We start from the raw sequence: 17,130 nt of genomic DNA, 5'->3' as shown, positions 1-17,130 counted from the left end.
GGTACTATACTAAAAAATAAGCCTTTATATTATCTACTCTTGTTCCTTCATTCTTTGACTATCATCACTAACTTAACAATTCAAAATATGAGCGGAAACGACTATTTATATCATAAATATTTGTTTTTTGTGAGCATCTCAATTGTTTGTAAGAGTTTTCACATGTTTTAATAGACTCTGTTCAATTAAAAATTGTTCTTATTATTATTGAAACGGAGTGAATAACATGAGTTTATGTCATGAAGAGCGATTATATAAGTTTTTACACAACAATGAATGGAAAGAAAGTGATACTGGAGAAGTCATTCAGATTTTTTCACCTGACGATAAAAAAGTAGTTGGACAAGTTCCAGCGATGAGTCAACTAGAAGTAGATCAAGCGATTCAAGATACAGCAAATGTTCAAGAAGATTGGGCTCAACAAGAGGTGAACGATCGTGCTGAGCTTCTTCACCGTTGGGCAGACGAACTTGAAAAAATGACAGATGAAATTGGAGAAATGATTCATTTAGAAGTAGGCAAAACGTTGTCATCCGCAAAAGGAGAGGTAAAACGTACAGCTGAATTAGTGAGATATACTGCTGAAGAAGGTCTTCGTGTGGCTGGAGGATTTATGCAAGGTGGTTCCTTTCCTGGCGGGAAAAACGCAACGAAAGCAATCGTTGATAAAGTTCCTCACGGAGTTGTATTAGCTATTTCCCCATTTAATTATCCAGTTAATTTAGCAGCTGCAAAAATTGCTCCTGCATTAATTACAGGAAATACTGTCATTTTTAAACCTGCAACTCAAGGTGCCATTAGCGGATTATTAATGATTAAAGCGTTAGTTAAAGCTGGGTTACCTCAAAGCGTATTAAATACAGTAACGGGACGCGGCTCAGTTATTGGAGATTATGTTGTTCAGCATGAGAAAATCGATATGATCTCATTTACAGGTGGCACAGATACTGGCCAACATATTGCACAGAAAGCTTCAATGATTCCAGTAGTATTGGAGCTTGGTGGGAAAGACCCGGCAATCGTATTAGAAGATGCTGATTTAAAGAAAGCAGCTAAAGAAATTGTCAGTGGAGCATTAAGCTATTCTGGGCAGCGTTGTACAGCGATTAAACGTGTTATAGTTATGGACAGTGTAGCTGATGAGTTAGCGTCACTGATTAAAGAGGAAGTCGACTCATTAACTGTTGGAAAAGCGAGTGAAAGTGCTAATATAACCCCAATGATTAATGAGAAATCAGCACAATTTGTGGTCAATTTAATTGAAGACGCTAAGTCCAAAGGGGCAAGTGTGATTTCTGAAGGTGTCCGGGATGGTAACTTATTAGGAGCAACGGTTTTGGACAATGTAACAGAGGACATGGATGTTGCTTGGGAAGAACAATTCGGACCAGTTATTCCGATTATGAGAATAAACAGTGAGTTTGAAGCAATTCGTTTAGAGAAACAAAATAAGTACGGATTGCAAGCAAGTATTTTTACGAAAGATATTGAGAATGCTTTCGCAATTGCAGAAAAGCTTCATGTAGGTACAGTTCAAATTAACGGTAAAACATCACGCGGACCAGATCATTTCCCATTCTTAGGTGTGAAACAGTCAGGATTAGGTGTTCAAGGTATTGGTCGAAGTATTGATTCTATGCTCCGTGATAAAGTAACAGTGTTAAACTTTTCATAATGTAAGTCCCCTTTTCGGTTTGCGGAAAGGGGATTTTTTACATACAGAAGAGTCAATTTATACATATATTGTCATGTCTACCTATGTGAGTCATATTTTATAGGGAAGGAAATTTGTTAGCTTTTAAAGAGGTGAAGTGTAAATGGCTAATATGAATAATGAGTATTCGGATCGTATGAATCGTTTTGGCCAGATGCTTTACGAGATGCTTATTAATAAAGATGTAAATCATGTGTTTAGTCCTTATAGTATACATGCAGCATTATCAATGACATCGAGTGGTACAGCAGGGAAAACTTGCGAGGAGATGTTGCATGTCCTTCAAGCAGTTGATTTTCAAGATGATGTTCATGAGGTGCATAAAAGGTTATTAAATGTACTTCAGTTGGAAGGTCAATACGTAAAAATGAAAATTGCCAATTCGATCTGGGGGAAAGATGGGGTTTCATTTTGTGATGGTTTTGTCGAGGGTGTGTCTCAGTATTATGAAGCAAAATTAGATATTCTAACTAAAGTTAAGAAAGTAAATCATTGGATAAAAGAAGAGACAGAAGGTTATATTGATCATATCATTGACCATCTAGATGAAGATATCCTGTTGTTATTATTAAATATTGTTTATTTTAAAGGGAAGTGGAGTTATCCGTTCGAACCGTATATGACAGCTAACAAGTTATTTATCTCAGTTGATGGAGAAGAAAGTTATGTTCCATTTATGGGAAAAACAGAGCTTATTCCTTATTTAAAATCGGACGAATATGAATCTGTAAGCTTGTCTTATGGTGATGGTCAGTATGAAATGGATTTGTTATTACCGACTAAAGGAATCGAGCTTAAAACTGTAATAGAGAAACTAAGTAAAGGAGCATTACACTGGCTAGTTCCACATGAAAAGGAGTATATATCTTTATTTATCCCTAAATTTAATATATGTACTGAATGGGTTTTAAATGAACCATTGAAGAAGTTAGGAATGAAAGCTGCATTTCATTCAGAGGAGGCAGACTTATCGAAGATGGTTGCCGGGGCAACACATTTGTTTATGAATGAAGTAAAGCACATCTCTTATATTGAAATAAACGAGGAAGGCATTGAGGCAGCAGCTGCTACTTCTATAGGTGTAAGAGGTGAGTCTATGCCAATAGATGAAAAGAGCTTACAATTTAATCGTCCGTTTCTTTTTCGTGTGCGTCACAAGTTAACAGGTGTGAACATTTTTCAAGGTCATGTCGTTAAATTGGATTAAATAGGTCGTAGAAAATTCATAATAAAAAAGAAAAGTGCTAGGCAACTCCAAAGATTCCAGGAGAAAACCTAGCACTTTTTAACATTAAAATTCCCCTAAGAAGCCTTCGTCGCTAATTTCTTCGGCGTTTTCTAAAACTTCTTCTGGAATTTGTAGATCATCTAATTCATTAAACTGGCTTAAGATCATATGAGAGGTTTGTTCCAAAGTCATTGATTCTTCTTCAATATTCATTGTCATTTCCATATATACGTTTGCTTCCGTTTGATAATATGTCTCTTTATCAATAAAGATTTCATATTCTAAAGCATGGATTTCCATATCATTCCAAATGTCTTCGAAAAGTTCATCCATACCTTCTCCAGCCATTGTTGAAATTTGTTCTGCGAATGCTGACATGTCTGCGCCTTCACCTTTTAAACTAATCACATAATGGTCCTCTTCTTCTATAATGCTTAAATCGGAAATGTATTCTTTGAATGGCTTAAGCTGCTCTTCAGGGCTTAATTGTGCATCAGATAGAGCTAACGCCTCTTCCATCATTTCATCCATCACTGTGTTTGAAAATTTAGCCCATTCATTTGCAAATGGATCTTGCATAAAAAAGCCTTCTTCTTCAGAAAAATATGAGTCATATTCTAATGACATATCCATTCCCATGCCCATATCGCCAAGGTCAAAGGAAGTTTTTTGGAATAATGTTAAAGGTTCAAGAAGTAAGTCCATCTCAATTGATGATTCAATATCCATTGATTCCTCTTCGACAACCATACTTTGGGTTGAGTCCACTTTCATTGAATAGCTTGATAACTCTTCCATTGCATCAATTGAATCGTTTAATACAGATTCTACGTTTTGTGATACTTCTTCATCGTTACACGCAACCATTAACGTCATTAATGATGCGGCGATGATCATCATACTCTTTTTCATAAATACCCTCCAAAAATATATTTAGCATCAAAATAAGTCCCGTTTATAAGTACGTTTAAAGATGAAAATGGTTCCCAATTACGTTTCCTGTTTTCATAGTATGTGTGTCTTACAAAAATTAATCTATTTTGTTTTTAATCTATGAAACGATTATTTAACGTTTGTAGCCAGGAATATTAATAAATGTAGGATTATATAACATACAAGTGGCTAGATAATTTTATTCATCTTTAATCGCATAGATAAAAAAGGGAATGCCAATTAATATCCATTTTACCATTAAATGAGCAAAAAGAAAGAACTCTTTTGACTCATTTCAGGAAAATTAGTAGTCATATCTGTAACTTTTAAGAAGTCAAGCCTAGAAATAAAATTGTCACGGACCAGGTCCGTGACAATTTTGTGAACATTTTTGAGGAGTGATGAAACTATTGTCGGGCTTTGACGTAGAAAGGAAAGGGATGAAAATATGAACTTTTCAAGTAAATGTCTGTACGTAATGATGAGCGGGAAAAGGGGGATATTTGTGCTAGATGAAATTTTAAATAGTTTGGCAAGGGTTCCATGGGCTTTAGTTGCACCTGTTTTTGTTATTCAATTCATATTAATGGTTGTTGCATTCATTGATTGTTTTAAGCATAACAAGACGAATGGCCCACAATGGGTTTGGATTTTAGTGATCGTTTTTATTAATTTCCTCGGACCTATTCTTTATTTTATTTTTGGGAGGAGAAATGATTAATGAGTTTAATCGTAACGGAGAATTTATCTAAGTCATTTAAAGGGTCTTTGGCGGTAGAGAACATAAACCTTTCAATAAAAGAAGGAGTTTGTACAGCTCTTTTAGGTCCGAATGGAGCGGGAAAATCAACGACATTAAATATGGTGACAGGGTTAATGAGACCGACTAGAGGGAGGATAACGTTTGACCGTCGCTATACAGGAGATCGCCGGCAATATATTGGTTATTTACCTCAATATCCGAAATTTTACGGCTGGATGACTGGAGAAGAATACATCATTTTTTCAGGGGAGTTAGCAGGAAAATCAGCACAGGCATCAAAAGAAAAAAGTGAAGAACTGTTAGAGCTTGTCGGGCTCACAGAAGCAAAGAAAAAAAGAATACAAGGTTACTCTGGTGGAATGAAACAAAGGTTAGGTATCGCGCAAGCGCTCGTCCATGATCCGAAACTGATTATTCTTGATGAGCCTGTTTCGGCATTGGACCCGATTGGACGCAGAGAAGTGCTGAACTTAATGAAGAAGTTAAAAGAAAAAACATCGATTCTTTTTTCCACTCACGTACTTCATGATGCAGAGGAAGTGTGTGAGGAAATCTTTATTATGAAACATGGGAAAATTATCGTCGAAGGGAATCTTCATGAATTACAAAATGAATATCAGAAGCCGACATTTTATATAGAAACAGAAAATCCGCTTCAAGATTGGGCAAGAACGATAAAAAAAGCTGAATGGGTAAGACACATGAATGTAGAAGAGAAGAAAATGACCTTGACTGTCAAAGATATAGATGAGGCAAGGTCAATATTGTTAGCAGATGAAAACCTTCAGCAATTAAAATTATTAAAGTTTGAAGTTGTAAAAACAACATTAGAAGATTTATTTATGAGGGTGACACAATCATGAGCCAATGGATGACATTATTCAAAAAAGAATGGAAAGAGTCGTTGAGAAATTTCAAATGGTTATGGATTCCGCTCGTCTTTTTATTGTTAGGGATCATGCAACCTGTAACTACTTATTTTTTACCAGATATCATTGAACAGTTTGGCGGATTGCCGGAAGATACAGTGATCAATATTCCTGTCCCTTCAGGAGCTCAAGTCCTCTCGGAAACATTAGGTCAGTTTAGTCAAATTGGCTTTCTCGTAATCGTGCTGGCATTTATGGGGACAGTCGCATCAGAACGAAACAATGGTAGCATCATTATGGTGCTCGTTAAGCCTGTTTCTTACGTGTCTTACTTAACAGCGAAATGGGCTCATATAACTTTGTTATCACTTAGTTCTTATATTTTAGGCTTTAGCTTGTCTGTTTATTATACGTTCTTACTAATAGAACGAGTAGCAGCTGTCTTTGTTATAAAAGGAGCCCTTGTATATAGTGTTTGGGTTTTCTTTATTATAACGCTCGTCCTCTGTTTAAGTGCATTGCTGAAAAGTACAGCAGCAACCGCATTTTTAAGTATAGGTATAACTGTGACCATTAGCTTATTAAGTAGTTTAACTCCAGATCTGATGAAATGGTCACCAGGAATGTTAATGAATCACACGCAATTGCTGTTTCAGACAGGTGCAGTGGGAGAAAACTTCCTTCTAAATATGATGACAACGTTTATTATCATCTTCGCGATGATCTCTTTAACTAGCTACTTTTTTCAGCGAAAAGAGATGGCTATTCATACAACATAAAGGAAGAGGGTTGTCCAAATGTATATTGAGGACAACCTTTTTTTACTCTTTAAGGTAATTTGAAAGCTAACTCCGGACGCTTTCCACGTTACGGATATACCCGTTTTTTGAGTCTTTCTCTTAATCATTACTTCGCTTTGTTGCCCTCTATTGCCGATTCTTTCAGCTTTTCTGAGAACATCCTGAACTAAGTAGCATCAATATTCAAGGTCCCACATATTCATATAAAAAGTAGAAGATAGGAGCAAGCTGAGAAACATTTTACTTCAAAAAATAAAAGTGAAAATCACTTTCATTTTAAGAGAGAACAGCATATAAGATAGAAAGCACTTATAGGCATTTGCTCTTGAAAGGGAGGAGATACTTGTACATGTAATCGCTTCACATCAAACTTTTAGCTTCATGAACCATTTGCTGCTCACATCATATAAGTACGTAATTGTCCCGCAAAAAAATTTTCCGTGATTACGTGAAGCGTTGAACAAAAATAACTGTCTCGTTATGTAAGTGAATATATTCACAAATGGAATGTCAAGGAGAAAGAGGTGTAGGAATGTAATGAATATTCTCGTATGTATTAAGCAAGTTCCAGATACGAAAATCATTAAAATTAATCCAAAGACGAATACACTTGACCGCTCGAGTGCACCAGCTATTTTAAATCCTTATGACGCACACGCTGTCCAAGAAGCTGTTCGCCTAAGAGAAATTCATGAAGGAAAAGTGACTGTTTTGTCAATGGGACCGCCTCAAGCAAGGGAAGCTATCAAAAAATGTGTAGAAATAGGAGCGGACGAAGGCTATCTCATCTCTGACAGGCGTTTTGCTGGTGCAGATACACTTGCTACTAGTTATGCGTTGTATAAGGCGATTGAAAAACTTAGGAAGCTAGATGAGATTGATTTAGTTTTATGCGGAAAACATGCCATTGATGGTGATACCGGACAAACAGGCCCCGGAGTTGCTAGAAGAATGGAAATACCGCCGCTTACAAGTGTTATAAAAGTGGAAGAGGTCGATAAAGCAGAGCGACAAATTATCGTAAGAAGAAAAATAGAAAACGGGTATGAAAGAATCCAGTCAACGCTCCCATGCTTATTAACGATTGAAAAGGAAATTAATGAAGTAGCTTACTCTCCCCTCCCAAATATGCTGCGTGCTGCGAGATACTCACCGATTGTTTGGACCGTTGATGACTTAGATGACGTTAATATTAAACAGCTCGGATTAAAAGGCTCACCGACCATTGTAGGGAAGATGTGGCCACCTGAAAAAAGCAAAGGGGCTACAATGATTCAAGGAAGTGCTGAACAGCAATCGGAGGCTGTGTTCAACATTTTGATGGAACAAAGGGAACTTTTTGAAGTGAAGGGTGGTCAGGAAAATGATGAATAAAGATGAGTACAGAGGTGTCTGGGTTTTCATTGAACAGAGAGACCGTCAAATTGTTGATGTTGGAATCGAGCTGTTACGTGCAGGCCGAGATCTCGCTGATAAATTAGATGTTGATTTATGCGGTGTTTTATTAGGAAGTGGCGTGAAGGAATTACCAAAAACAGTATTTGAATACGGCGCCGACAAAGTATATGTCATCGATGACCCTATCCTCGATCAATACCGGACAGAAACGTATATGGTAGCTGTAGGCGACTTAGTACGGAAATACAAGCCTGAGATATTTTTGTATGGTGCGACAGCGAACGGTAAAGATTTAGCAAGTGCGGTTGCAACAGAAGTGTTAACAGGCTTAACAGCAGATACAACATTGCTCGATGTCAATGTAGAAAAACGGCTGTTTGAGGCAAGCAGGCCAGCATTCGGCGGGAATATTATGGCGACAATTTTATGTAAAAAGCACGTACCTCAAATGGCAACAGTACGACCTAAAGTCATTGCAAAACCAGATCGCCAGCCTGGGAGGACCGGGGAGGTTATTGAAGAACAAATTTCGATTAAAGAAGAAAGCTTAAAAACGAAAGTTCTTCAAATTGTCCGAGATACGAAAAAAGCGGTAAATTTAGAAGAAGCAAATGTCATTGTCTCAGCAGGCAAAGGAATTAAAGATGAGAAAGGCTTTCAAATGGTAAAAGAGCTTGCTAGCGTCCTGAATGCAACAGTCGGAGCGAGCCGGGATGTTGTCGAAGCAGGACTTTGTAAACACGAGCATCAAGTTGGTCAAACAGGTGCAACTGTAACACCGAAAATATATATTGCAATCGGGATATCAGGAGCGATTCAACATCTTGTTGGCATGCAAAACTCAGAATTGATTATCGCCATAAATAATGATCCGGATGCGGCTATTTTTCAAGCAGCCCATCATGGGGTCGTTGCAGACGCATTTGAAATTGTCCCACTGTTAACAGAGGAATTTCGCAAAGCTTTACAAGGTGAATCCAAAGCTGGAGGTGTAACGAATCATGCCTGAAAAATTTGATGTTATCGTTGTTGGAGCAGGACCTGCAGGAACGAGCTGTGCTTACACTTGTGCGAAAAATGGATTGAATGTGTTACTGATTGAACGAGGTGAATATCCCGGTGCCAAAAATGTGATGGGGGGAATATTATATAGAAAACAGATGGAAGAAATCATTCCAGAGTTTTGGAAGGAAGCCCCGTTAGAGCGTCCAGTTGTTGAACAACGATTTTGGTTTTTAGATAAAGAGTCGATGGTAACGACGAGTTATAAAGGTTTGGAATGGGGGAAAGAACCGTTTAATAACTTCACAGTGTTGCGAGCGAAATTTGATAAATGGTTTGCTTCAAAAGCAGTAGAGCAAGGAGCTATATTAATAAATGAAACCGTTGTCACAGAATGTATTGTAGAAGATGACTGTGTAATTGGTGTACGGACGGATCGACCAAATGGTGAATTGTATGCAGATGTCGTAGTCCTAGCTGACGGTGTAAACTCATTGCTAGCAAAACAGATAGGGTTTCACAAGGAATGGAAGCCTGATGAAGTCGCGTTAACGGTCATGGAAGTTTTAAAACTTCCGAAAAAAACGATTAATGAACGTTTTAACGTCGGTGATAAGGAAGGAGTATCAATTGAAATATTCGGTGATTCGACGCAGGGGCTTCTTGGAACGGCATTTCTGTATACGAACATCGACAGTCTCAATCTCGGTGTAGGGACGACATTATCAGGGATGATTAAGAAAAAGGTGAAGCCGTACGAATTGTTAGAGTATGTGAAAAACCACCCAATGGTCAAACCGTATATTGATGGAAGTGAGACGCAAGAATATTTAGCTCACTTGATCCCTGAAGGTGGTTACAAATCAATTCCTAAGCTTGTAGGGAATGGCGTATTAGTAGCAGGGGATGCGGCACAGCTTGTTAACGCAATCCATCGTGAAGGATCGAACATGGCAATGTCCTCAGGGAAAATGGCTGCAGAAACAATTATAAAAGCAAAAGATCTTGGAGAATTTACAGAACGAACACTGGATTCGTATCGAACGAATTTATATGACAGCTTTATCGGTAAAGATTTGAAGAAATATAAAGATGCCACACATACTTTTGAAGAAAACCCTCAATATTTTGAAGAATATGTTCCTCTTATGAATAAGGCGATGAATGCGTTCTTTACTGTTGACGGGACGTCAAAACGGGAAAAGCAAAAGAAGATTGTGAAGGACTTCACATCGGGAAGAGGTAAGTTTAGCGTTGCAAAAGATTTATATCGCGCATGGAGGGTGATGAAATAATGGCAAAAACGGTTGAAGAAAAGCAGTATCTCGTCCGTTTTCGGTGTGATGAAAAGTCACACTTAGAGATTAAAGATCATGATGTATGTAAAAATCACTGCCCTGATAAAGACTGTACGATTTTTTGTCCGGCAGAAGTTTATAAGTGGGAAGTCGATCGGATGTTTGTCGGGTTTGAAGGCTGTCACGAGTGTGGGAGCTGCAGAATCGGCTGTAAGTTTGACAATATTAAATGGGAGTATCCAAAAGGCGGACATGGAATCGTATTCCGACTTGCGTAAAGAAAAAGTGCTTTTACTCTTTCTAGAAGATGCCGTACTGACAGAATCGGCTCAAGTGAGGAAGAAATGAAGCGGGATATCGTATATGTAATTGAAAAATATGCCCTCGAGGAATGGGCTCCTTGAGGGCTATAAAAAGTGTGGAAGATATGGCAAAGTAATGATATAACTCTATCTTTATAGGAATTATAGCTGAACTTCTTTTTAGAGTAAATAGGTTTGGAAAATGATTGAAAATTCAGATTTACTAATAGACGAATGGCAAAAGCGTTTAAAACTAATTCCGCCATTCGTATTTTATTTTTTCTAAATCCAGTTGCTCAGAAGGTGTAGTGTCAGCTTTAAGCACCTTTTCCATCAGATCTATAGCTTTTACATTATCGTCTTTCTCATTTGAGGCAATACAGTCTTGCGGTAAATAAAGTTTGTACCCACGCATATAAGCATCATTAGCTGTAAACTGAACACACATATTTCCAGCCGCCCCCGTAATGATTAACGACTTTACGTTCAAATAGTCTAACAACAGCTCTAACGGAGTTAAGTAAAATGCAGAAAACTGCGGCTTTAGTACAAAGTAGTCATCATCGTCAGGTTCGATTAATTGTACAATGTCTTTACCACGGCTTTCCTTTCTTTTACAATGTTCAACGAGTTTGGCAAAATCAGATTGCCAGCGACCATAATTATCATTGATGTATAATACCGGGATATTAAGAACTTTTGCCCGTTTTTTTAATAATGCGATCTTTTGTGTCATCGGTTTGGCATGTTCTAACAATTTTTCCCCATCTTCAAAATTATAGTCATTAATGACGTCTATTAATAATAATGCGACATGCTCATATTCAACGACGTGAGGATTTGTGTTTTCACTCATTTTGGTGTGCTCCTTTTTAAAACTATAGGTATATCATCAGCAGTTAGTCATGTAAAATATGTAACAGAAAGGATTGGATAGGAAACACTTGTCGTACTTATTTCTGTAAACGTTAAAATAAAAGTAAAACAATTGTCCCTAGTACAATGACAGATCATTGTGTACAATACTTATCATTAGTTTCCCCTTTCGAACGATTCACAAACTAGAGGAGAGATGACCGATGACAGAAAGAGAAAAAGAGTTACTTCAATTAGTGGAAAAAGAAGGGCGGCTGCCAGCTGAAAAGCTTGGAAAAATGCTTGATCTACCAACAAATGATGTCGAAACGATGCTTGAAAATTTAGAGAGAAAGAAAATTATTTTAGGTTATGCAGCTGTTGTTGATTGGAATAAAGTAGTCCCAAATGAACGTGTTACGGCGATGATTGATGTGAAAGTTACACCGACACGAGGAGTAGGCTTTGATGGTGTAGCGGAACGAATATATAAATTTAAAGAAGTGAAGGCTTTATATTTAATGTCTGGTACATATGATTTATCAGTCGTTATTGAAGCAAATACGATGTCTGAAATTGCACGTTTTGTTTCAGAGAAATTATCGACGCTTGATTCAGTCATTTCTACTACGACACACTTCCAGTTAAAAAAATATAAGCATGATGGCGTAGTTTTTGATGATGGTGATCATGATCAACGGATTGTGGTTTCACCATGACACAATCTAAAAGCGTTCATAAACCTCACCTTTCAAAAGCGGTTAAACAAATTAAACCATCAGGGATTCGCCGCTTTTTTGACTTAGCATCTTCAATGGATCATGTAATTTCCCTAGGTGTAGGTGAGCCTGATTTTTCCACTCCATGGAATGTTACGGAAGCGAGTATTGCTTCATTGGAAAAAGGGCATACATCGTATACGGCAAATGCTGGGATGATTGAACTTCGGGAAGCAATAGCTGATTATTTATCGAAACGTTTTTTTACAAAGTATCGTCCTGAAAGTGAAATTATTGTTACAGTTGGAGCTAGTGAAGGGATTGATTTGGCGATTCGCTCGACGATCAATCCAGGTGATGAAGTGTTAATTGTAGAACCTTGTTTTGTCTCGTACGCACCGCTCGTTTCGTTAGCAGGTGGGGTACCTGTCGCAGTCCCAACGAAAATTGAGGATGACTTTAAAGTTTTGCCAGATGAGTTAGAGGCAAGGATCACACCGAAGACAAAAGCGGTGTTAATTTCTTATCCGAATAATCCGACTGGAGCGACGATGGACAAAGAGGAATTGGCGCAAATCGCAAAAGTCATACACAAATATGACTTAGTTGTTTATTCTGATGAGATTTATGCGGAGCTTTCGTATGATCATAAGCATATGAGCATCCCGGCACTTGATGAGATGTGGGAGAGGACAATTTTAATTTCGGGCTTTTCAAAATCATTTGCTATGACCGGATGGCGTGTCGGGTTTATCGCAGCACCAGAACCTTACTCTAAGGAAATGTTAAAGATCCATCAATATTCGATGATGTGTGCTTCTACAATGGCACAATATGCTGCATTAGAAGCATTATTAAACGGCAAAGATGAAATGGACGAAATGATTGTGAGCTACCGACAGCGGAGAAATTTCTTTGTTAAATCGTTACGGGAAATCGGGCTTGACTGTCATACACCTGGAGGAGCATTTTATGCGTTTCCTTCCGTTAAATCAACCGGATTAACATCTGAACAATTTGCAGAGAAACTATTATTAGAGAAACAAGTTGCAGCTGTACCCGGAAATGTGTTTGGACTCGGTGGAGAAGGACATTTACGTTGCTCATACGCAACATCAATGAGTCAGCTCGAAGAAGCAATCGAACGAATCGACCAGCTGTTAACAAGTATGAGAACGTCATAGATAACAAAATAAAAAGCAAAGTGTCGAGTCGAGCAGACACTTTGCCGAAAGGGGGAATACTAGGTTGTATACAACATAAGTATGTCCCCCGAGCTATCATGTTATACAAAAAAAATCATTGAGTGATAAATAACAAAAATATTCCAGGTGCCTGGCACCTGGAATATTTTGGATTAATTTTGGCTTTCTATTGTAGAATAAGGTCAAACAGACCGAGTACGTGTAAGAAAACGATAATAATGGCTATTGGTGTAACATATTTCAGCAGCACATACCATACATCAAAAACCGTCCTTTTAAATGTCGATCCTTTTCTCATTTCTTCGTAAAGTGCATCTTTTTTAAGCTTCAGTGGTGTAAAGATCGCAATGAGTAAAGCTCCTAACGGTAACATGATATTACTGACGATAAAATCCATTAAGTCAAAGAATGACATTCCGAAAAAGCTTATATCACTCATGACTCCGAATGATAATGCAGATGGAATCCCCATAACAAAAATGAGTAATCCAGCTACCCAAGCAGTTTTTCTTCGCTTGCCTTCTTCATTTTTCGTAATGGATGCAACTACCAACTCTAATAGCGAAAAGGCTGAAGTTAATGTTGCAAATAACAATAAGAACATAAATAAAATGAAGAATAAATTCCCAAATGGAATACTGCTAAATACAGCAGGCAATACGATAAATATAAGTGGCGGACCTTCTGCTGGCTCTAGACCGAATGAAAAGACAGCAGGGAATATCGCTAAACCTGCAAGAATTGAGATGAATATCGTGAGTCCGACAATGGACACAGCTGATCTTGGCAAACTCTCTCCAGATTTTAAATAGGAGCTGTATGTGACCATAATCGAGACCCCTAAGCTTAGCGAGAAAAAGGCTTGTCCAAGTGCAAAAAGAACGGTTTCTCCTGTTAATGATGAAAAGTCAGGCATAAGGAAAAATTGAATGCCTTCCATAGATCCTTCTAACGTGACGGATCGGATAACAATGACTAAAAATAGGATAAATAAAGCCGGCATCATTATTTTAGAAAAACGTTCGATCCCTTTTTGTACCCCGCCTTGGACGACTAATATCGTCATTACAATAAAAATAAAATGTGCAAATAGCACTAAATAGGGGTTACTAATTGTTTCCTCAAACATTTGGCCGAACTGTTCAACCTCTCTACCTTGTACCCCTTCAGTGAAGGCTCTTGACAAGTAGATAACAATCCAACCGCCAACCACACTGTAAAAAGAAAGCAATAGAAAAGATGTACTTACACCTAGTTTCCCGATCCAGTGCCAGAAGCTTCCTGGTGCAATCGTTCGGTAAGCTGAAATCGCTTCTTTTTGTGTATGCCTGCCAATTGTAAACTCAGCTAATAACAATGGAAGACCGAGGAAGATAGTGAATAATAGAAAAATTAAAAAGAAAGCTCCACCACCACTAGTTCCAGCAACGTAAGGAAGCTTCCAAATTGCTCCTAGTCCGATCGCTGATCCAGCTGCTGCTAAAATAAAGCCCAGCTTTGAGGTCCATTGTTCTTGCTTTTGTCCCATATAATTCCCTCCTTTTAAATAAGACTTTTAGGATATTTCATTACTATAAAGCGTTGCATTATTAATGTCAAACGAAGAAATGTCGAAAGAAGGCAGAAAGGCCTATCCATACTTATATAATTTTGTTGGATAAATTGTCAACGTTTTTTGTCACCTAGGCTAACATATGATATAATTGTTGAGTTAATAAATAGTTAGGAGTTGTTTTCATGTCAAGTCAATACGAAGTAGGTAGTATCGTTGAAGGTAAAGTGACTGGTATTAAGCCGTTTGGTGCATTTGTAGCATTAGACGATCAAAAGCAAGGTCTTGTTCATATTTCCCACATTGCTCATGGTTATGTAAAAGATATTAATGAACATCTTTCTGTCGGTGACGAAGTGAAAGTAAAGATTCTTTCTGTAGACGAAGAATCAGGTAAAATTTCACTTTCTATCCGTGAAACACAGCCTAAGCCAGAAGGACAAGAGCGTCGTGAGCGTCAAGACCGTCCAAAGCGTCAAAGTGGTGGAGGAAAGCGCCAAGAACAACAGCAAGCGCAAGGTTTTAACACGCTTGAAGAGAAGCTTAAAGGCTGGTTAAAACAATCTAATGAGATCCAACAAGATCTTAACAAACGCATCAAAAAATAAACGGCTTCAGTCCAATTACTGAAACGGCAAAGAGGCAGCTCACTCAATGAGCTGCCCCTTTCTTTTTTTCAGTTCGAATGGAATCATTCGAATGGTTTCATCTAAACTGAAAGAGTGATGTGACCATCTTATCGTTGAGGCTCTGGACTTCGTTCTAACTCTTCATCTGGTTTAAATAAGATGGAGATACAATATAACCCTGCCAATCCGACAATGGCATAGATGAAGCGGGAAAATCCAGCGGCTTGTCCACCAAAAATCGCAGCTACAAGGTCAAAACGGAAAAAGCCAATTAATCCCCAGTTGATCGCTCCGATAATCGCAAGTACAAGGGCTGTTCGTTGTATACCGCTCATGCACTCCTCACCTCCTTATAAGGGGTAAAATCGTAAAACAGAAGCAAAAACAAGCTCCTGATTTTAGAATGATATTTCTATGCAAACTTTATTCATCGTTTAGGAAAAAAGTTTTCAAACCTTCACCATTCTATCGAAGCCTTTCTTTTGATTTTTTCCGTTGTCGTGCGAGATAATATAGAATGAACATTAAATTAACGAATAAGGAGTTGTTCCAATTGGATAACTTTATTTACCAAAATCCAACAAGATTAATTTTTGGACAAGGACAAGTGAAAGAACAACTAATCGATCAATTATCAGCTTACGGAAAAAAAGTGCTGCTCGTTTATGGCGGTGGTAGTATAAAACGAAACGGTCTTTATGAAGAAGTGACCGGATTACTGAAAGAGGGCGATTTTGACGTTCATGAATTACCAGGTGTTGAACCGAACCCAAGGTTATCTACCGTACATAAAGGGGTTGACCTTTGTAAGTCAGAAGGGATCGAAGTCCTGTTAGCAGTTGGCGGGGGAAGTGTGATCGATTGTACGAAAGCAATTGCCGCAGGTGCAAAATATAATGGTGATGCTTGGGATTTAGTGACAAAAAAGGCGCCAGTAGAAGGTTCTCTTCCTTTTGGAACGATTTTAACATTGGCTGCGACTGGGTCAGAGATGAACTCAGGCTCTGTTATTACAAACTGGGAAACACATGAAAAATACGGTTGGGGAAGCCCACTTGTATTTCCAAAATTCTCGATTTTAGATCCAAAAAATACCGTGACTGTTCCGAAAGACCATACGGTGTACGGAATCGTAGATATGATGTCACACGTATTCGAACAATATTTCCATCAGCAGACAAACACACCACTTCAAGAGCATATGTGTGAAGCCGTATTAAAAACGGTCATTGAAGCTGGTCCGAAATTACTTAAAAATCTCGAAGACGTTGAACTCCGGGAAACGATTCTTTACTCAGGCACGATTGCGTTAAACGGAACGTTACAAATGGGAACTCGTGGAGACTGGGCATCACATAATATCGAACACGCTGTTTCTGCTGTATATGACATTCCTCATGCCGGCGGTTTGGCAATCCTCTTCCCTCAATGGATGAGATATCATAAACAATTAGGGGAACAAAAACTTGTTAACTTAGCTGTCCGCGTCTGGGGAATAGATCCGCAAGGAAAATCAAACGAAGAAATTGCTGAAGAAGGCATCCAACGTCTTGAACAGTTTTGGTCTAGTTTAGGTGCACCGAGCAAATTAGCGGATTACAATATCGATGGCAGCCAGCTCGATACGATGGCTGACAAAGCAATGGCAAATGGATCATTCGGTAACTTTAATAAGTTGAATAAAGAAGACGTACTTGCAATATTAAAAGCTTCCCTGTAACAACCATCGTAGCTCGATGTTAAATCGTGCATAATGACAACATCGTCCACAAAAAAAGGCTCTGCACAGACATGATGTGTTTGAGCCTTTTTATTGAGGTCCGAAATAATCTTCGAGTCCGTATTATGTATGATTAACAAGTT

Annotated in this window: 17 protein-coding genes; 13 read left to right on the top strand and 4 right to left on the bottom strand. The window is 38.2% G+C overall.

Annotated elements, in window-relative coordinates; genetic code table 11:
• Nucleotides 1-226: 226 nt before the first annotated feature.
• A complete protein-coding gene (locus CD001_RS23475; RefSeq protein ID WP_096190020.1) occupies nt 227-1,675 on the top strand; it encodes an NADP-dependent glyceraldehyde-3-phosphate dehydrogenase in 1,449 nt (482 codons plus the stop codon).
• A 142-nt stretch (nt 1,676-1,817) separates the two neighbouring features.
• Nucleotides 1,818-2,921 (top strand): serpin family protein, encoded by a 1,104-nt coding sequence (locus CD001_RS23470; RefSeq protein WP_096190019.1) that lies wholly within the window; start codon nt 1,818-1,820, stop codon nt 2,919-2,921.
• Nucleotides 2,922-3,005: 84 nt separating this feature from the next.
• Here the strand turns inward: CD001_RS23470 and CD001_RS23465 are convergent, their stop codons facing one another.
• Nucleotides 3,006-3,854 carry a DUF6612 family protein gene (locus CD001_RS23465; RefSeq protein WP_096190018.1) on the bottom strand — a complete coding sequence of 283 codons (849 nt, stop codon included), beginning with the start codon at nt 3,852-3,854 and terminating at the stop codon, nt 3,006-3,008.
• Nucleotides 3,855-4,380: 526 nt separating this feature from the next.
• Here CD001_RS23465 and CD001_RS23460 point away from each other — a divergent pair.
• The 7 genes from CD001_RS23460 (at nt 4,381) to CD001_RS23430 (ending at nt 10,283) form a co-directional block, all read left to right on the top strand.
• Nucleotides 4,381-4,596 (top strand): PLD nuclease N-terminal domain-containing protein, encoded by a 216-nt coding sequence (locus CD001_RS23460; protein WP_257009921.1) that lies wholly within the window; start codon nt 4,381-4,383, stop codon nt 4,594-4,596.
• Nucleotides 4,596-5,501, top strand: coding sequence for an ABC transporter ATP-binding protein (locus tag CD001_RS23455; protein ID WP_096190017.1), 906 nt, complete (start codon nt 4,596-4,598; stop codon nt 5,499-5,501). Before CD001_RS23460 ends, CD001_RS23455 begins: the two co-directional genes overlap by 1 nt.
• Nucleotides 5,498-6,286, top strand: coding sequence for an ABC transporter permease (locus CD001_RS23450; protein WP_096190016.1), 789 nt, complete (start codon nt 5,498-5,500; stop codon nt 6,284-6,286). Before CD001_RS23455 ends, CD001_RS23450 begins: the two co-directional genes overlap by 4 nt.
• 558 nt (nt 6,287-6,844) lie before the next feature.
• Nucleotides 6,845-7,681 carry an electron transfer flavoprotein subunit beta/FixA family protein gene (locus tag CD001_RS23445; RefSeq protein ID WP_096190015.1) on the top strand — a complete coding sequence of 279 codons (837 nt, stop codon included), beginning with the start codon at nt 6,845-6,847 and terminating at the stop codon, nt 7,679-7,681.
• Nucleotides 7,674-8,714 carry an electron transfer flavoprotein subunit alpha/FixB family protein gene (locus tag CD001_RS23440; RefSeq protein WP_096190740.1) on the top strand — a complete coding sequence of 347 codons (1,041 nt, stop codon included), beginning with the start codon at nt 7,674-7,676 and terminating at the stop codon, nt 8,712-8,714. Before CD001_RS23445 ends, CD001_RS23440 begins: the two co-directional genes overlap by 8 nt.
• Nucleotides 8,707-10,002: an FAD-dependent oxidoreductase gene (locus CD001_RS23435; protein WP_096190014.1), complete on the top strand. Its 1,296-nt coding sequence runs from the start codon at nt 8,707-8,709 to the stop codon at nt 10,000-10,002. Before CD001_RS23440 ends, CD001_RS23435 begins: the two co-directional genes overlap by 8 nt.
• Nucleotides 9,984-10,283, top strand: a complete 300-nt coding sequence (locus CD001_RS23430) for a ferredoxin family protein (protein WP_096190013.1) — start codon at nt 9,984-9,986, stop codon at nt 10,281-10,283. The genes CD001_RS23435 and CD001_RS23430 overlap by 19 nt, the downstream gene beginning before the upstream one ends.
• Nucleotides 10,284-10,560: 277 nt before the next feature.
• On the opposite strand, the gene CD001_RS23425 is transcribed toward CD001_RS23430, so the two are convergent.
• The gene (locus tag CD001_RS23425) at nt 10,561-11,163 is read right to left on the bottom strand and encodes a cysteine hydrolase family protein (RefSeq protein WP_096190012.1); all 603 of its coding nucleotides are present in this window, start codon (nt 11,161-11,163) and stop codon (nt 10,561-10,563) included.
• A 223-nt stretch (nt 11,164-11,386) separates the two neighbouring features.
• On the opposite strand from CD001_RS23425, the gene CD001_RS23420 reads away from it, so the two are divergent.
• Nucleotides 11,387-11,881, top strand: a complete 495-nt coding sequence (locus CD001_RS23420; protein WP_096190011.1) for an Lrp/AsnC family transcriptional regulator — start codon at nt 11,387-11,389, stop codon at nt 11,879-11,881.
• Nucleotides 11,878-13,065 (top strand): aminotransferase, encoded by a 1,188-nt coding sequence (locus CD001_RS23415; RefSeq protein ID WP_096190010.1) that lies wholly within the window; start codon nt 11,878-11,880, stop codon nt 13,063-13,065. Before CD001_RS23420 ends, CD001_RS23415 begins: the two co-directional genes overlap by 4 nt.
• A 187-nt stretch (nt 13,066-13,252) precedes the next feature.
• Here the strand turns inward: CD001_RS23415 and CD001_RS23410 are convergent, their stop codons facing one another.
• A complete protein-coding gene (locus CD001_RS23410; protein WP_096190009.1) occupies nt 13,253-14,614 on the bottom strand; it encodes a sodium-dependent transporter in 1,362 nt (453 codons plus the stop codon).
• A 209-nt stretch (nt 14,615-14,823) separates the two neighbouring features.
• Between CD001_RS23410 and yugI the strand changes: the two genes are divergently transcribed.
• On the top strand, nt 14,824-15,246 hold the full coding sequence (gene yugI / locus CD001_RS23405) for a S1 domain-containing post-transcriptional regulator GSP13 (RefSeq protein ID WP_096190008.1): 423 nt from the start codon (nt 14,824-14,826) through the stop codon (nt 15,244-15,246).
• A gap of 128 nt (nt 15,247-15,374) precedes the next feature.
• On the opposite strand, the gene CD001_RS23400 is transcribed toward yugI, so the two are convergent.
• On the bottom strand, nt 15,375-15,602 hold the full coding sequence (locus CD001_RS23400) for a DUF378 domain-containing protein (protein WP_096190007.1): 228 nt from the start codon (nt 15,600-15,602) through the stop codon (nt 15,375-15,377).
• Nucleotides 15,603-15,820: 218 nt separating this feature from the next.
• Between CD001_RS23400 and CD001_RS23395 the strand changes: the two genes are divergently transcribed.
• A complete protein-coding gene (locus CD001_RS23395) occupies nt 15,821-16,987 on the top strand; it encodes an iron-containing alcohol dehydrogenase (RefSeq protein WP_096190006.1) in 1,167 nt (388 codons plus the stop codon).
• Nucleotides 16,988-17,130: the final 143 nt, after the last annotated feature.

This window comes from Evansella halocellulosilytica (assembly GCF_002335745.1).
In the GTDB taxonomy this organism is placed as follows: Bacteria; Bacillota; Bacilli; order Bacillales; family Salisediminibacteriaceae; genus Bacillus_CA; species Bacillus_CA halocellulosilytica.
The sequence above is the reverse complement of the archived record's forward strand: the minus strand, read 5'-3'. Positions and strand labels throughout refer to the sequence as shown.

Coding starts and splice junctions, on each gene's coding strand:
- yugI (WP_096190008.1), top strand. CDS start 14,824: ATGTCAAGTCAATACGAAGTAGGTAGTATCGTTGAAGGTAAAGTGACT.
- CD001_RS23475 (WP_096190020.1), top strand. CDS start 227: ATGAGTTTATGTCATGAAGAGCGATTATATAAGTTTTTACACAACAAT.
- CD001_RS23455 (WP_096190017.1), top strand. CDS start 4,596: ATGAGTTTAATCGTAACGGAGAATTTATCTAAGTCATTTAAAGGGTCT.
- CD001_RS23430 (WP_096190013.1), top strand. CDS start 9,984: ATGGAGGGTGATGAAATAATGGCAAAAACGGTTGAAGAAAAGCAGTAT.
- CD001_RS23435 (WP_096190014.1), top strand. CDS start 8,707: ATGCCTGAAAAATTTGATGTTATCGTTGTTGGAGCAGGACCTGCAGGA.
- CD001_RS23450 (WP_096190016.1), top strand. CDS start 5,498: ATGAGCCAATGGATGACATTATTCAAAAAAGAATGGAAAGAGTCGTTG.
- CD001_RS23440 (WP_096190740.1), top strand. CDS start 7,674: ATGAATAAAGATGAGTACAGAGGTGTCTGGGTTTTCATTGAACAGAGA.
- CD001_RS23410 (WP_096190009.1), bottom strand. CDS start 14,614: ATGGGACAAAAGCAAGAACAATGGACCTCAAAGCTGGGCTTTATTTTA.
- CD001_RS23425 (WP_096190012.1), bottom strand. CDS start 11,163: ATGAGTGAAAACACAAATCCTCACGTCGTTGAATATGAGCATGTCGCA.
- CD001_RS23415 (WP_096190010.1), top strand. CDS start 11,878: ATGACACAATCTAAAAGCGTTCATAAACCTCACCTTTCAAAAGCGGTT.
- CD001_RS23420 (WP_096190011.1), top strand. CDS start 11,387: ATGACAGAAAGAGAAAAAGAGTTACTTCAATTAGTGGAAAAAGAAGGG.
- CD001_RS23400 (WP_096190007.1), bottom strand. CDS start 15,602: ATGAGCGGTATACAACGAACAGCCCTTGTACTTGCGATTATCGGAGCG.
- CD001_RS23470 (WP_096190019.1), top strand. CDS start 1,818: ATGGCTAATATGAATAATGAGTATTCGGATCGTATGAATCGTTTTGGC.
- CD001_RS23445 (WP_096190015.1), top strand. CDS start 6,845: ATGAATATTCTCGTATGTATTAAGCAAGTTCCAGATACGAAAATCATT.
- CD001_RS23465 (WP_096190018.1), bottom strand. CDS start 3,854: ATGAAAAAGAGTATGATGATCATCGCCGCATCATTAATGACGTTAATG.